General features: G+C 38.2%; 16 protein-coding genes and 2 pseudogenes. 11 read left to right on the top strand and 7 right to left on the bottom strand.

The genetic code is table 11. The features are described 5' to 3' along the window. The first annotated feature begins 9 nt into the window (after positions 1 to 9). The 9 genes and pseudogenes from ABS766_RS03530 to ABS766_RS03490 form a co-directional block, all read left to right on the top strand. Complete coding sequence (locus tag ABS766_RS03530) at positions 10 to 1,341, top strand: 4Fe-4S dicluster domain-containing protein (RefSeq protein ID WP_408083736.1); 1,332 nt, start codon at positions 10 to 12, stop codon at positions 1,339 to 1,341. A 20-nt stretch (positions 1,342 to 1,361) separates the two neighbouring features. Then, the gene (locus ABS766_RS03525; protein WP_408083735.1) at positions 1,362 to 1,817 is read left to right on the top strand and encodes an LNS2 domain-containing protein; all 456 of its coding nucleotides are present in this window, start codon (positions 1,362 to 1,364) and stop codon (positions 1,815 to 1,817) included. A gap of 3 nt (positions 1,818 to 1,820) precedes the next feature. Beyond that, the gene (locus ABS766_RS03520; protein WP_408083734.1) at positions 1,821 to 2,615 is read left to right on the top strand and encodes a (Fe-S)-binding protein; all 795 of its coding nucleotides are present in this window, start codon (positions 1,821 to 1,823) and stop codon (positions 2,613 to 2,615) included. Between the two features lie 10 nt (positions 2,616 to 2,625). Next, positions 2,626 to 3,108, top strand: coding sequence for an ABC transporter ATPase (locus ABS766_RS03515; protein WP_408083733.1), 483 nt, complete (start codon positions 2,626 to 2,628; stop codon positions 3,106 to 3,108). 77 nt (positions 3,109 to 3,185) lie between these two features. Beyond that, a complete protein-coding gene (locus tag ABS766_RS03510) occupies positions 3,186 to 6,104 on the top strand; it encodes a glycoside hydrolase family 3 N-terminal domain-containing protein (RefSeq protein ID WP_408083732.1) in 2,919 nt (972 codons plus the stop codon). Positions 6,105 to 6,134: 30 nt separating this feature from the next. Further along, positions 6,135 to 6,592: pseudogene (locus ABS766_RS03505) on the top strand (DUF1801 domain-containing protein). An 83-nt stretch (positions 6,593 to 6,675) separates the two neighbouring features. Further along, positions 6,676 to 7,809 (top strand): N-acetyl-alpha-D-glucosaminyl L-malate synthase BshA, encoded by a 1,134-nt coding sequence (bshA, locus tag ABS766_RS03500; protein WP_408083731.1) that lies wholly within the window; start codon positions 6,676 to 6,678, stop codon positions 7,807 to 7,809. Beyond that, a complete protein-coding gene (locus ABS766_RS03495) occupies positions 7,806 to 8,063 on the top strand; it encodes a hypothetical protein (RefSeq protein ID WP_408083730.1) in 258 nt (85 codons plus the stop codon). The genes bshA and ABS766_RS03495 overlap by 4 nt, the downstream gene beginning before the upstream one ends. 12 nt (positions 8,064 to 8,075) lie before the next feature. After that, a pseudogene (locus ABS766_RS03490) lies at positions 8,076 to 8,231 on the top strand (protease complex subunit PrcB family protein); the annotation flags it as partial. Between the two features lie 55 nt (positions 8,232 to 8,286). On the opposite strand, the gene ABS766_RS03485 reads toward ABS766_RS03490, so the two are convergent. Then, positions 8,287 to 9,132: an endonuclease/exonuclease/phosphatase family protein gene (locus ABS766_RS03485; protein WP_408083729.1), complete on the bottom strand. Its 846-nt coding sequence runs from the start codon at positions 9,130 to 9,132 to the stop codon at positions 8,287 to 8,289. 127 nt (positions 9,133 to 9,259) lie between these two features. On the opposite strand from ABS766_RS03485, the gene ABS766_RS03480 reads away from it, so the two are divergent. Beyond that, entirely contained in the window at positions 9,260 to 9,859 is a 600-nt protein-coding gene (locus tag ABS766_RS03480) for a C40 family peptidase (protein WP_408083728.1), read from the top strand. Positions 9,860 to 9,873: 14 nt separating this feature from the next. On the opposite strand, the gene ABS766_RS03475 is transcribed toward ABS766_RS03480, so the two are convergent. The 5 genes from ABS766_RS03475 to ABS766_RS03455 all read right to left on the bottom strand — a co-directional run bounded on the left by ABS766_RS03475 (position 9,874) and on the right by ABS766_RS03455 (position 13,733). After that, complete coding sequence (locus ABS766_RS03475; protein WP_408083727.1) at positions 9,874 to 10,770, bottom strand: cation diffusion facilitator family transporter; 897 nt, start codon at positions 10,768 to 10,770, stop codon at positions 9,874 to 9,876. A gap of 2 nt (positions 10,771 to 10,772) precedes the next feature. Continuing rightward, entirely contained in the window at positions 10,773 to 11,273 is a 501-nt protein-coding gene (locus ABS766_RS03470) for a DUF2231 domain-containing protein (protein ID WP_408083726.1), read from the bottom strand. Next, positions 11,273 to 11,590 carry a hypothetical protein gene (locus ABS766_RS03465; RefSeq protein WP_408083724.1) on the bottom strand — a complete coding sequence of 106 codons (318 nt, stop codon included), beginning with the start codon at positions 11,588 to 11,590 and terminating at the stop codon, positions 11,273 to 11,275. Before ABS766_RS03465 ends, ABS766_RS03470 begins: the two co-directional genes overlap by 1 nt. Before the next feature lie 57 nt (positions 11,591 to 11,647). Beyond that, on the bottom strand, positions 11,648 to 11,881 hold the full coding sequence (locus ABS766_RS03460; protein WP_408083723.1) for a hypothetical protein: 234 nt from the start codon (positions 11,879 to 11,881) through the stop codon (positions 11,648 to 11,650). A 280-nt stretch (positions 11,882 to 12,161) separates the two neighbouring features. Next, entirely contained in the window at positions 12,162 to 13,733 is a 1,572-nt protein-coding gene (locus ABS766_RS03455) for a L,D-transpeptidase family protein (RefSeq protein WP_408083722.1), read from the bottom strand. Between the two features lie 209 nt (positions 13,734 to 13,942). Here ABS766_RS03455 and trxA point away from each other — a divergent pair, with 209 nt between their 5' ends. Further along, entirely contained in the window at positions 13,943 to 14,242 is a 300-nt protein-coding gene (trxA, locus tag ABS766_RS03450; protein ID WP_408083721.1) for a thioredoxin, read from the top strand. 105 nt (positions 14,243 to 14,347) lie between these two features. Here trxA and ABS766_RS03445 read toward each other — a convergent pair whose 3' ends face one another. Further along, positions 14,348 to 15,418, bottom strand: a complete 1,071-nt coding sequence (locus tag ABS766_RS03445; RefSeq protein WP_408083720.1) for an agmatine deiminase family protein — start codon at positions 15,416 to 15,418, stop codon at positions 14,348 to 14,350. Positions 15,419 to 15,423 lie beyond the last annotated feature (5 nt).

Raw genomic sequence — 15,423 nt, 5'->3', positions numbered from 1 at the left:
TTATTTTTTATGGCTTATCTGGATAATATTCTGTTTGTTATAGTGCTTACGCTTGGTTTTGGCTACTTTGCCACGAATGTAAAAAAACTAACGCGTAACATTAGGCTCGGCAGGGATGTTAACAGGTTTGATAATCCCGCAGCACGCTGGCGAAACATGGGGATGATTGCCTTGGGGCAGTCAAAAATGGTTCGCAGGCCCATAGCAGGCTTATTGCACATTATTGTATATGTAGGTTTTGTTATTATTAATATAGAACTTCTCGAAATAATTATTGATGGTATTTTTGGTACCCACCGGCTTTTTAGCTTTATGGGTAGCTTTTACAGTTTCCTTATAGGCTTTTTTGAAATACTTGCCTTTGGCGTGCTTGCTTCGGTAATCATCTTCTGGATTCGTAGAAATATAATTAAACTATGGCGTTTTGCCCATGGCGACCTAAAAGGTTGGCCTCATAATGATGCTAATTATATTCTTTATTTTGAAGCCGTTCTTATGTTGCTTTTCCTTACCATGAATGCGGCAGACCATTACCTTCAGGGTCTGGGGGCAGCACATTATACACAAGCGGGGGCTTTTCCTGTTTCCGGCTTTATATCATCCCTTTTTAACGGAATGCCTCAGGGAACTGCCATTGTTATAGAGCGTACTGCCTGGTGGCTTCATATTATAGGTATATTAGTGTTTATGAATTACCTTTATTTTTCTAAGCATTTACATATACTGCTGGCTTTTCCTAACACTTATTTTGCAAGGCTTGACCCTAAAGGGAAGTTTGAGAATCTGGAATCGGTTACCAATGAAGTTAAACTGATGATGGATCCGAATGCAGACCCGTTTGCGGCTGCACCGCCTGCTGCTGAAGGGGAGGTTCCTGCTAAATTTGGTGCAAGTGATGTGCATGATTTAAGCTGGGTGCAATTATTAAACGCTTATACCTGTACAGAGTGTGGCCGTTGTACCGATTCATGCCCGGCTAACCTTACAGGCAAAAAGCTTTCTCCCCGTAAAATAATGATGAAAACCCGCGATAGGCTGGAGGAAGTAGGGCGTAATATTGATAAAAATAAAGGTGCGTTTGTTGATGATGGCAAACAGTTACTTAATGATTATATAACCCCGGAAGAACTTTGGGCATGCACAACCTGTAACGGCTGTGTAGAGGCATGCCCTGTAAATATAGACCCGCTTTCTATAATAATGGATATGAGGCGTTATCTGGTGATGGAGCAAAGTGCCGCACCAACAGAGCTTAACGGAATGATGGGCAATATTGAAAACAATGGAGCCCCGTGGCCGTACAGCCAGATGGACAGGTTACAATGGAAAGAAGAAATGTAATTACAATAACAGGCATAATTATGAAAAAGGAAGATATTAATAAAAATCTTCAGGAGTTAACAACCGAGACAGGTGAGCATTTAAGCCCGATATTGCCACAGGGCGTAAAAAATTACCTGATTGATATAGATGGCACTATTTGTGACGACATACCTAATGAAGAACCGGAAAGGATGGTAACCGCAAAAGTTTACCCTGACGCACTGGAAACTCTTAACCGCTGGTATGATGAAGGCCATATAATTACATTTTTTACCTCACGTACCGAAGAACACCGTACTGTTACTGAAGAATGGCTTAGTAAACATGGATTTAAATATCACGGTATGGTTATGGGCAAGCCCCGTGGAGGTAATTATCATTGGATAGATAACCATTTGGTGCGTGCTACACGCTATAACGGTAAATTTACCGACCTGATTGAAAAAGAAGTTACCGCACAGGTTTTTGATGATGGCACACACGATGAAGCATAGATTATGAGCGACCAAAGTATAAAAGTACCTACAATGGCCGAAATGCTGGCCGCAGGACAGCAACCCGAAGTTTTGTTTTGGGTGGGTTGTGCGGGCAGTTTTGATGACAGGGCCAAAAAAATAACCAAGGCATTTGTAAAAATATTAAACAGCGCAGGTGTTTCTTTTGCTGTTTTGGGCACAGAAGAAAGCTGCACCGGCGATCCTGCCAAAAGGTCCGGTAATGAGTTTTTATTTCAAATGCAGGCCATGGCTAATATTGAGGTGCTTAATGCTTATGAAGTTAAAAAAATTGTAACAGCTTGTCCGCACTGTTTTAATACTATTAAAAATGAATATCCCGGCCTTGGCGGCACTTATGAGGTGATGCACCACACGCAGTTTTTAAAATCACTTTTAAACGAAGGCCGCCTTACTATAGAGGGAGGGCAGTATAAAGGAAAAAAAATAACTTTTCATGACCCATGTTACCTGGGCAGGGCAAATAATATTTATGAAGCCCCCCGGGATTTGGTTGAAAAACTGGATGCTGCACTTGTAGAAATGAAACGCAGCCGCCGCAATGGCCTGTGCTGTGGTGCCGGTGGTGCACAAATGTTTAAAGAACCGGAAAAAGGTAACAAGGATGTAAATGTAGAGCGGACAGAAGAAGCACTTGAAACACAACCTGAAATAATAGCCGCAGCATGCCCGTTTTGCAATACCATGCTTACCGATGGCGTTAAAGCCAAAAATCATGAGCACGATGTAAAAGTGCTGGATGTGGCAGAACTCATTGCTAATGCAATGGACTTATAAAAATTAGATTATGTACGTTTTATTTGAAACATTACCCGATGAATCCCGGGTTTGGGTATACCAGAGCAGCCGTAAATTTACTGATGAAGAAGTGGCTGAATTAGAAGAATCCCTTAAAAATTTTATTGAAGAATGGACAGCACATGGCAAAGGCCTTGAGGCATCATATCTTATTCAGTACAATCGTTTTATTATACTGGCAGTTAACCAGGAAAACCAGTCGGCTACCGGATGCAGTATAGATGCCTCGGTGCATTTTATACAGGAGTTGGAAAAGAAATATAAAGTAGATTTGCTTGACAGGATGAATGTTACCTTTAAGCAGGGTGAATATATTACCTACAAGCCCCTTACCGATTTTAAAAAAATGGCTAAAGAAAAGTCAGTTTCTGCTAACACCATAGTATTCAATAATCTTGTAAACAATATAGGAGAGTGGAAAGATTATTGGGAAGTTCCGGCAGCAGAGAGCTGGCACAGCAGGTTCTTTTAATATCCTGAACAGGATATTGCACTAATCATCATTATATTTTGTAATGGTGATTTATTATTTTATAAATATTATTTTACATGAGATTTACCGCTTTAGTATGTATCCTGGTTATACAGGCAGCTTTTGCCCAAAACCCGCTTTACCAAAACATATATCAATCGCCTGCTGAACAAAAATGGACTGACAGTGTATATAGCAGTATGAGTTTTGACGAGCGTGTAGGGCAGCTATTTATGGTAGCGGCATATAGCAATAAAGACCAGGCTCATGTACAAAGCATTGATAAACTTGTAAAAGAATATAAAATCGGTGGCCTAATATTTTTTCAGGGCGGGCCGGTACGCCAGGCGCGGCTTACCAACCGGTATCAGTCAGAGGCTAAATTGCCTTTGTTTATTGGTATAGATGCAGAATGGGGCCTGAGTATGAGGTTAGACTCTACCTACCGTTATCCCTGGAATATGACGTTAGGGGCAATTCAGGACCTTTCGCTTATAGAAAAAATGGGCAGGCAGATGGGCGAACAATCAAAACGTATGGGCATACAATTTAATTTTGCCCCGGTGGTAGATATTAATACAAACCCTTTAAATCCTGTAATAGGAAGCCGTTCTTACGGAGAAGATAAGTATAGTGTAACTGAGCACGCTTCGGCATTTGTAAAGGGTTTGCAAAGCACAGGTATATATGCTACGGGCAAACACTTTCCGGGGCATGGCGATACCGGCACCGATTCGCACCTTACACTGCCTTATGTGCAATATGACCTGGAACACCTTAAAAATATAGAATTATATCCATACCAGCGCCTTTTTGATGAAGGTATGGCAAGTATAATGGCAGCACACCTAAATGTGCCCGCGTTAGATCCTACACCTAATTATCCTACTTCATTGTCTTATAATGTAATTACCAATCTTGCACAGCGCGAAATGGGTTTTAAAGGGCTTATTTTTACCGATGCACTAAATATGAAAGGAGCGAGTAATTATATGCAGCCCGGAGGTATAGACCTTGAAGCTTTTTTGGCGGGTAACGATGTATTGCTGTTTGCCGAAAATGTGCCGGTTGCGGTTGAAAAATTCAGGCAGGCTTATGCTGATAGTGTGCTTACGGAGGAACGGTTACAATATTCGGTTAAAAAAATACTGGCTTATAAATACAGGGCAGGGCTAAATAACTATAAGCCAATTGATTTAAATAATCTGGTTTCAGACCTTAATCAATATCAGTATGATGCACTCAACTATACTTTATACGAAAATGCAGTAACCGTACTTAAAAATGATGATAATACCCTGCCGGTAATGGACTTTATAAATGAGAAGGTAGCCTATGTTAAACTTGGCGATGATGATGGTTCAGATTACCTTACAACATTACAGCAATATACTGAGGTAGATGAAATTCAGGTAGATACCCTTGAAGTTTTAATGGATAGGCTTAAGGAATACACCACAGTTATAATTGGCTTTCATAAAGCTGACGGTGCCTTTAAAAAACATGAATTTACCTCGTCAGAACTGGTTTTGATTGATAGCATTGCCAGTAAAAAGAAAACCATACTTACTGTTTTTGCAAGGCCATATGCACTAAACAGTATTAAAAGCTTTACTAATATAGAAGGAATAGTACTAGCGTATCAAAACAATAAAATTGCAGAAACGGTAGCGGCAGAAGTAGTTTTTGGGGCGTTGGGGTCTAAAGGTAAATTGCCGGTAAGCATTAGTAGAGCATTTAAGGTTAACGATGGTATTTTTACAAAGCCCACCAACAGGCTTGGGTTCTCAGTACCTGAAAACGTTGGTATGAGCTCAGCTATGCTTACAAATATAGACCTGATAGCAAACCGTGCAATACATGATAAAATGACTCCTGGCTTGCAGGTACTGGTTGCGCGTAGGGGTAAAGTAATTTATCAGAAATCATTTGGATACCATACCTACCAGGAAGATGTACCCGTTAAAAACACCGATATTTATGACCTTGCATCCCTAACCAAAATGCTGGCCACATTACCCAATGTTATGCAGCTGTACGACAGGGGCAAGGTAAAGCTTGATGAAAAACTGGGCCGTATGCTGCCTGTTTTTGAAAAAACGGATAAAAAAAATATAATATTAAAAGATATGTTGCTGCATCAGTCGCGCCTGCAGCCCTGGATACCGTTTTATACCGAAACACTGGATAGCCTTAAAAAGCCCGATTCCCTTTATTACAGGCACACATATAGTGCAGAATTTCCGTATCAGGTGGCAGAAAACCTATATATACGCGAAGATTATCCTACAATTATGATTAACAAAATAGCACAGAGCAAGCTATTACTTAAGAAGGAATATAAATACAGCGATTTCAATTTTATTTTGCTTAAAGAATACCTGGAAATGAGAACAGGAATTTCTTTAGATGTATTGGCAGAAAATAACTTTTATAAGCCATTGGGTGCTACAACTACCACTTTTAACCCATTGCGTAAATTTGACATGAGTGTTATTCCGCCAACAGAGGTAGACAATTACTTCCGTTACCAAACCATTCAGGGCTATGTGCATGATATGGCCGCCGCCATGCAGGATGGTGTTGGCGGGCATGCCGGCCTGTTTTCAGATGCGCTTGATGTAGCCAAAATTATGCAGATGTATTTGCAAAAAGGTAATTATGGGGGAAGGCAGTTTTTTTCGGCCAAAACATTTGATATATTCAATACCTGTTATTCCTGTAAAGAAGGCAACAGGCGCGGTCTTGGCTTTGATAAGCCACAGTTGCAACAGCCTGGCCCAACGTGCAATTGTGTTTCAAGGTCAAGTTTTGGGCATACCGGGTTTACAGGTACAATGGCATGGGCAGACCCCGAAACAGAAATTGTATATGTTTTCCTGAGCAACCGTACATACCCCGAAGCAACTGAAAATAAACTGAGTAAAGGAAACATACGCGAAGATATACAGCAGGTAATTCAGGATGCTATTACCGATACAGATGATAAAAAATAATTTATTTTTGCGTAAGTAACTAAAGATAATATGCAGTCATCAGCTATAACTATTGAAGCGTATTACCAACAATTGCCCGAAGAGCGAAAAGCAGCTATGCACAAGCTTAGGGACACTATTAATAATAATCTGCCCCGGGGTTTTAAAGAGAGTATGGGCTATGGTATGCCCGGCTGGGTAGTACCACTACAAACTTATGTAAATGGTTACCACTGCAACCCAAAATTACCATTGCCTTTTTTAAGTATTGCGTTGCAAAAAAACTTTATTGCCCTTTACATATGGGTATTTATGCCGATGACAATTTGCATAAATGGTTTGTAGAAGAATATCCCAAACACAGTAAAACAAAGTTAGATATGGGCAAAAGCTGTATACGGTTTAAAAAACCGGAGAATATACCTTATCAACTCATTGCAGAACTGGTTTCTAAAATGACTCCCCAAGACTGGATACTACTTTATGAAGAAAGCCTGAAAGCAAAATAATTTGTTGCGGTTAATTTCTTATTAATAAAAAAAATCCTGCTGTTTTTTTAAGTAACTTCGTCTTTTATTTTTTACATTTTTTTATGAAAATTGCAATAGTGTGCTATCCTACCTTTGGCGGAAGCGGGGTGGTAGCTACCGAACTTGGGCTTGAACTGGCACGCCGTGGGCATCAAATACATTTTATTACCTACAGGCAGCCGGTACGCCTTGCTACTCTAATACCAAACGTACATTATCACGAAGTACATGTTCCGGAATATCCATTATTTCATTATCAGCCTTATGAGCTTGCCCTTTCCAGCAAACTTGTAGATATGGTAAAGCTCTATAAAATAGAACTGTTACATGTGCACTATGCCATTCCGCACGCCTATGCAGGCTATATGGCAAAAAAAATGCTAAAGGCACAAGGCATAAAAATACCTATGGTAACTACGTTACACGGCACTGATATTACCCTTGTAGGCAACCATCCCTTTTATAAACCAGCAGTAAGTTTTAGTATAAACCATAGTGATGTGGTAACTTCGGTATCACAGGATTTAAAAGATGAAACCTACCGCCTTTTTGATATTAAACGAGATATACATGTTATCCCGAATTTTATAGAAATTAAAAAAGATAAAGTGCCTGACGTTCCATGTAAACGTTCTCAGATGGCCGGAGATAACGAAAGAATTATTACACACATCAGCAACTTCAGGAAGGTAAAACGTATACCGGATGTAGTTAAGGTTTTTAATGAAATACAGAAAAGAATACCGGCTAAACTTATGATGGTAGGTGATGGGCCCGAAAGAGAACCTGCCGAAAAATTATGTGATGAACTTGGACTGAGTGATAAAGTATTGTTTTTTGGCAACAGCAACGAAATAAACGAGATACTTTGTTTTAGTGACTTGTTTCTGTTACCCTCAGAAACAGAAAGCTTTGGCCTTGCTGCACTTGAAGCCATGGCGGTGGGGGTTCCGGTAATATCATCTAATACGGGTGGGCTTCCAGAGGTAAACCGTGCAGGCTATTCCGGATACCTAAGTAACGTTGGCGATGTAGAAGATATGGCGCAAAAAGCGCTTTCAATACTTTCTGATAAGGATAAGCTTGCGACTTTTAAGAAAAATGCACTTGAAGTAGCTAAAGAATTTGATATACAAATGATTATGCCTATGTATGAGAATATCTACAGAAAAGCTTTAAAACAGCAATACGTATGAAGAAGTTAATTGTTTTAAATTTTCTGTTAGTTTTAGTTGCTGCCTGTGGACCACAAAAAGGCAAGGATGGCAAAAGAGGCTATGATGGTTACAGCATTTTAAAGCAGGAAACCTATGGTGGCAGGGAAACAGAAGGTTATGAAACCATAACAAGCTTATCAGGGCTTGAAACTTTATATAAAGAACTTGGTATAGAAAATGTACCTGCAATTGATTTTACTAAAAATAATATTGTTGCCATTTTTATGGGATAGAAAAATACGGGAGGCTATAGTATTTCGGTGGCCGATATGAAAGTGGAAAATGATACAATTTACCTTACTACTAAAAAGACGGTGCCTGATGGCATGGCTACAATGGCCCTAACGGCACCTTATGTTATAGTATCTGTACCCAAGGCTAATAATGTAAATGTAAAATAAATACAAAATGAGGTTATATAAAACAGATAACCGCATTTTGTACTAATATAAAATATTACTTTTTAATTTCCAGTTCTGCATAAACCGGAAAATGGTCACTGGGATAACGGCAAAGGTCACTATTGCTTAAAACAGCATATTTCTTAACTTTTATACCATTTTTACTGGTAAAAATATAGTCAATACGGTTTGTTACGGGCTTAGTAAACTCAAAGCCATTAAAGGTGCCCTGTGGGCCATAAGTAAAATCAGCCGCAAGCTTACTGTCATTCATTTCTTTACTTATCGTTATAATAGGCTGGCTTTCGGGCTCAAGGTTAAAATCACCCGTTAGTATAAACGGCAGGTTCTGCTTATTTACTTCCTGTATTGTTTTTAGAATCAGTTTTGCACTTTCATTGCGTGCTACATCACCAACATGGTCAAAATGGGTATTAAACATCCATAATTCCTGTCCGGTTTTAGTGTTTTTAAATTTTCCGTAAGTACAAACTCTGTTATAGGCTGCATCCCATCCTTTTGATGGCTTTTCGGGCGTTTCACTTAGCCAGAATGTGTTACTTTCTATTAGTTTATATTTCTTTTTATTATAAAATACAGCAGAAAATTCACCTTTGTTTTTGCCATCATCGCGGCCTGCACCTATTGAGCTGTATATACTGTCCAGGTTTGTATTAAGGAATTGCATTTGTTCCGGTAGCGCTTCCTGTACCCCCATAAAATCGGGTTCATAAAACAGCACCTGCCCGGTAAGCATTTCTTTGCGGTTATCCCAACGGTTTTCGCCGTCGCTGGCTGTATTAAGCCTTATATTATACGTCATAACTTTTACCTGCTGTGCTGATGTAGCAGTTATTATAAACACTGCAAATAGCGTGCAGAGCAACCCGAAATTTTTCATATTATGTTTAATTTTTAAAGAAATAAAAGTACTAAACATTTAAGGTAATGGCAAGCCCGTAAGTTAGCCTAACGTTAATTTACCGTTTTGAAAGGTAAACAGGCATGGCTTTTGTATAATAGTAAGCATGAGAATAGCCAAAACATATTTATTAGCCTTAATAGCAATGTTTGTATTGTCTTGTAAAAAGGAAGAAAAACCAGCTATTATTATACTTGAAAATAATGAAACGGCACAGGCCCTCAATAATCCGGATACTGAAGTGCAGGTTACATTTGATGTAGCAGAAGCCAAAAATACTACACAGGTAAAAAGTGCAGGTACACCAAAAAGAGATGCTGTTATAGCGTATGCTAAAAAGTTTTTAGGCACCAGTTACTGTTATGCTTCGGCAGACCCTAAAAAAGGTTTTGACTGTTCAGGCTTTGTAAATTATGTATTTGACCGCTTTGATATTGACCTGCCCCGCAGCTCAAAAAATTTTAAAAATCTTGCCCCTGGGTTAAAACCCAAAGAATTTAAGAAAGGGGATGTATTGGTTTTTTATGGGTATAAAGACAGCACTTCTATTGGGCATGTGGGTATAGTATATGAAGCTGACGGTATGAATTCTAAATTTATACACGCTTCTTCAGGCGGTGAAAAAGAGGTAATGATAAGTGATTTGGGCAGTGATATGTATACCAAACGATTTTACAAATGCATCAATGTGCTTAATTTAAAATAAAACCGTTTTAGGTTTTATTTTGATACCATATTATGGTAATCATCCGGCTCAATATGTATTAGTATGTGCCCAAGGTCGGGAATTTGTTTCCTCAGGTAATTCTCAAGTTCATGCGCCAGTTCATGCCCTTTTTTTACGGTTAGGTTTCCATTTACTATAGCATGCAATTCTATATGAAACGCCATTCCGGCTTTTCTCACAAAACATTTTTCGGTTGCCAATATGCCCGGTACAACAGTAGCTTCCCTTCGTATAGTATCAACCAAGTCATCATACAAATGTTCATCCATAAGTTCACCCAGGGCAGGGCGAAAAATAAGATAGCTGTTATAAAGTATAAACCCGGAAGCAAAAAGCGCAGCCCAGTCATCTGCCGATTCATATCCTTTGCCACATATCAGGGCTATACTTATACCTGTAAAAGCTGCTATCGAAGTAATAGCATCACTACGGTGATGCCATGCATCTGCCTTTAAAGAAGAGCTGTTGGTTTCCTTACTTTTACGCATAACCAGCCTGAAAGATATCTCTTTCCATAAAATTATGGCACCTAGTATTATTAATGTCCACGCTTTTGGCAAATCGTGTGGTGTTTGTATATTTATTATACTCTCATAGGCAATAACAGTAGCAGATGTAATAAGAAAGCCTACAACCATAAAAGTCACCAGGGTTTCTGCCCTGCCATGGCCATAAGGATGGTTATCATCTGCCGGCTTGCTGGAATATTTTATACCAAACAATACGAGAAAAGAAGAAAAAATATCAGTAGTAGATTCTATTGCATCTGCAATAAGGGCATATGAGTTACCAAAAAAACCGGCTAATCCTTTTATAAGTGCCAGCGCGGCATTGCTTAATAAACTAAAGTAAGTTGCCTTTACTGCTTTGCTTACATTGGTAACATCCATAATTAATCTATAATATAATCTGAGCAATCTGGTTTTGGCTTATGTACCCCGGCGCCCTGTTGATAAACTACAGTTGCCCCAAGGTGGCCGGAATATAAAAGGCTTGCTGCACCTAAAATATAAAGTGCCCCGCATATAATATTTAAAGGTATGACAAACTTTTTACCCAACCATTTTTTCAGGATATGAATTGCCAATGCGACAGAAAATATAATAATAGCTACATAGGCCCACAGTTCATGTTCTTGTAATACTTTAGGGTCGCAAATTTTACGCACTTCAATATTATAAGCCAGTAATCCTGTGTAGATAGCCGCCCATCCACCTGCCACTCCTATAACAAGCAATATCATACACATTTGTAATGCAATTTTTGCATTGGCCTTTGACAATATAAATTGTAACAGCCCTGCTATTGCAGCCAATAGCAAGGCTGTTATGGGTAAATGAACTATAAGCGGATGCCATAATTCAGTACGCCACATTGAATGAACTTCAACCATTAGTCAAGAACTTTTACAGAAACAGGGTCAAGTTTGTTGCCTTTTTTTTCTACGGTAACTTCTACCTCGCCACCTTCATGTAATGTGCTGAACTCTACAGTTTCACCATCTTTGGTTAAAGTGGTAGCATCAGTAAAATACAATTCAAGTAATTTGTCATCAGGTGTCCTTACGTAAATTTCTTTTTCATCAGCATCAACTTCTTCAGCTTTGCCCTGATAAGTGCCTGATGGTACAATGTCTGTGTCTTTGTTTTCTCCGCAGGATGTAAATAATGATAACCCTGCAAAAGCAAGTAATGCAATTGTTTTTTTCATGATTGAAAGTTTTAAATTAGTAAATGATAAATTTCCGTATTTCAAATACGGGTATAATTATATTAAATTATATAGATTGCGTGGAGGCCTTAATAACGAGGTAAAAAGAACAAAAGAATGCAGGTTTTTTTGCTGCATTATTTTCTTTTCGGCAGATTTGTGTTTTACAAACACTATTTGCTCAACCGCAGGGGCAGGAATATAAATTATACTGTAACTATGCTGGTCTATGTGTTTAAAAGGTAGTTGCATATCACGGTCCTGATCGTTATCATTTATATCTTGCCCCATATAATGCATTGATATAAATGTAAATATATCATGAGTTGTGCCCGCTTGTTTGTGCTCTTGGTAATGCTTATAAAAAGCAGGTGCTTTTAACAACTCCTGAAAACAAAAGTTGTTAGAGCTTATGATAAGTATTAATATGTATATACCCGCTTTTTGCACAAAACCAAAGATAAGGCTGTTTATGGTAAACTACAATTTCTATTATTAAAATATACGTTAAATCCGGAACTTTTAATTAAGTTCCGGATTTTAAAAAATATACATACGCAGTAGCTTGACATTAATTTTTATATAGCAGGTTTGCCAGGCTGTTATCCCTTTCATATATATCATCAAAAAACGCCACATTACCGTCTTCATCTGCCCATGCAGTAAAGTAGGTTATATACACAGGGATTTTCTTTTCAAGGTTAAAATACTGTTCTGTGCTGGCATTCATTGCTTTATCAACTTCACCTTCGTTCCATCCTTTCTGTTCTTTTGTTATAGCAAGTGCAAGCTCCTTAGCCTTTTGCACACGTACACAACCATGGCTAAACGCCCTGTCGTTCCTGTTGAACAAACTCTTGGCAGGCGTATCGTGCAAATAAATATTATTAGAATTAGGAAACATAAATTTGACTTTACCTAATGAATTATTTCCACCCGGTTTTTGCCTTACGCTTTTACCGTTGTTATACCATTCCATATTATGCTGGGCCAGGTAATTTGAGTTTTTTGCAATACCGGGCTTTATTTCCTTTTCTAATATACTTTCGGGTACATTCCAATACGGGCTGAAAACTATATAGCTCATTTGCCCACTAAAAACAACAGTTTTATTTAGTTCTTTACCCACTACCACATTAGATATAAGTTTTATATCGCCATCGTGCACATATCGTAACCTGTACGAAGGTATATTTACCGCAATATATTCATCAAGGGTATCTATATCAGGCGATATCCAACGGCAACGCTCCATATTCAGACTAATGGTTTTAATACGTTCTTCCACAGGTATATTAAGTTCTCCAATAATTTGTGGCCCTACTTTGCCATCAAATTCACTGTAGTGGCTTTTTTCATAATTATCTACGGCTTTATACAGGTCATCATCAAACACATTACTGGTTGTATTGCCTTTAAAATATCCTTCAGCAGCAAGCCTGGCCCTGAGTTGTACTACAGCCTGTGCAGAATCGCCCTTTTGTAATGATTTTACATTTTCGGGCAACTCAATTTTACCCCAACCGCCTTTATTTTTTATTTCGCGGTATTTTTTCAGCCCTTTTTTAAGGTTATAATATTCACTAAAAAGTTTTTCTGTACCATCTTTTAACAATTTGGGTTCCTGCATAAGTGTATCAAGATAAGCAACATAATCTACGCGTTCACGTGGAAGATACCAGCCGGTCTGCTTGCTTTTTGAAGTGTCAATACCATCAAGTACTTTATCAGTATAATAAAAATACATAGCGCTCAAAAGTAATTCTGAGTCTACATTTGGTTTTTCACGCCTGCCTTTGCGGGTAAAAAGGGCATCAATTTTATTTTTATAGGGTACTTTACGTTGCAGGCCTTCTTCATCAAGCTGGTTTACCTTATCATAAATTATTTCGGCAGATTCTATAAACCCCCTTTTTTCATGCCATATATAATGGTTATGTTTTTGGTATAATTTCCTTATTTCTCCCTCATAATTTTTAAATTCGGGATACTTGTTAAAAAAGGCTGTAAATTTAGTAGTATCAATAGCAATATCTTTACTACTATCATCATGTGTGTGAACCTCGGGATTATTTTTCTTACATGATAATACCAAAAGCATGATTCCCACAATAAATATAAACCCAATATTTCTTTTTTTCATAACGTAAATTTTCTTTTTAATAAATGTAAGAAGAAAATTATTAATTGGGATGTTTGTAACTTGCGAGTAGGTTTGATTTAACTAACAATTAGCAGATTTTAACCTATGTTGGCAATTGAGCTTCTATTAAATATTACAGTACTAAATTTATCTAAAACTTGTTGTTGAAATTTTTTAGTTTAAATAACTTTATGTAATTAAATTATACTATGGAAAAATTTAATAACCTTATAAATGGCTCTAAACCTGTTTTGGTTGACTTTTTTGCAACTTGGTGCGGACCCTGTAAAATGATGTCACCTATACTTAGTGATGTTAAGAAAGACCTGGGTGACAGTATAACCATTATAAAAATAGATGTTGATAAAAACCAGGCTTTAATGTCAAACCCTCAGTTTCAGGTTAGGGGAGTACCTACACTTATGCTGTTTAAAGATGGTAAAGTGCTTTGGAAACAGGCAGGGGTAGTACCTAAAGATGAAATTATAAACCGCGTTAAGAGTATTTAGTTTCTGGTGAACAGTTTACGCTTTAGAGGTCAAAATGTTTAGGCTATAATATGAAATAAAGATAAAACTGTTTCTGTTTCCTGTGAACTGAATATTGCCAACTGACTAAACCGGTTCCTGCTGGCTAAGGCAGTGAAAACTACCTAATCCCCATATCAGGTCGGTACTGTCAATACCAATTACTTCGCGGGTTTTAAAGCATTCTTGTAGTATATCAAGCGCTTTTTTATCTTTTATATCATCCCTGAAGGTAGGTACAATTACTGTTTTATTAGCTATGTAAAAATTAGCGTATGATGCAGGTAATCTCTGGTCTTCCCAAATTACAGGCTTAGGCATAGGTAATTCAATAATATTAACCTGTTTGCCATCCTGAAGCTTCATGTTTTTAAGCAGTTTCAGGTTTTCCTGCAACAACTCATAATTTTCGTCGTTCTTGTTTTCTTCAACAACGGTAACAACAGTATCCTCATTTACAAAACGGGTAATATCATCTATATGGCCATCGGTATCATCACCAACAATTCCATCGCCAAGCCATAAAATATGCTCAACACCATAGTATTGTATAAGGTATTCTTCAATTTGCTTTTGGGTAAGGTGTGGGTTACGGTTTTTGTTCAACAGGCAGGCTGTTGTTGTGAGCAATGTACCCTTACCGTTAAATTCCACACTACCGCCTTCCATAACAATATCCGGGTGAAAAACCTTAAGTCCTAAAGCTTCCCCAATACGGGTGGGTATCACATCATCAAGATCATAAGGTGGATATTTATCGCCCCAGGCATTATATCCCCAGTCAACAACAGCTTTTTCCCCGGTAGCAGGGTTTACAACAAATGCAGGGCCGTGGTCGCGGCACCACGCATCATTAGTAGGGTGAAAATAGAAAGTAACCTCGCTAAGCTTAGCACCTGCAACCAAAGGCAAATAAGTATTTAATTGCTGTATTGCAAACGCTTCCATAGTTTCATCAGCTACATTTATACAAACCTTCTGGTGGCGGGAAACCTGTAAAATAAATTCACAATACGGCTTATAAATAGCATGCAACTTACCCGGCCATGAAGCCTCTTTATGCGGCCATGAAAGCCAAAGGGCACGTTGCGGGGCAAATTCTGCAGGGAAATGAAAGCCGGAGCTTTTTGGTGTTACTTTATCTTGAATTGACGACATTTAAA

Origin of the sequence: Flavobacterium rhizosphaerae (assembly GCF_046000445.1) — a bacterium.
Lineage (GTDB): Bacteria > Bacteroidota > Bacteroidia > Flavobacteriales > Flavobacteriaceae > Flavobacterium > Flavobacterium rhizosphaerae.
This window is presented reverse-complemented; position numbering and strand designations above follow the sequence as displayed.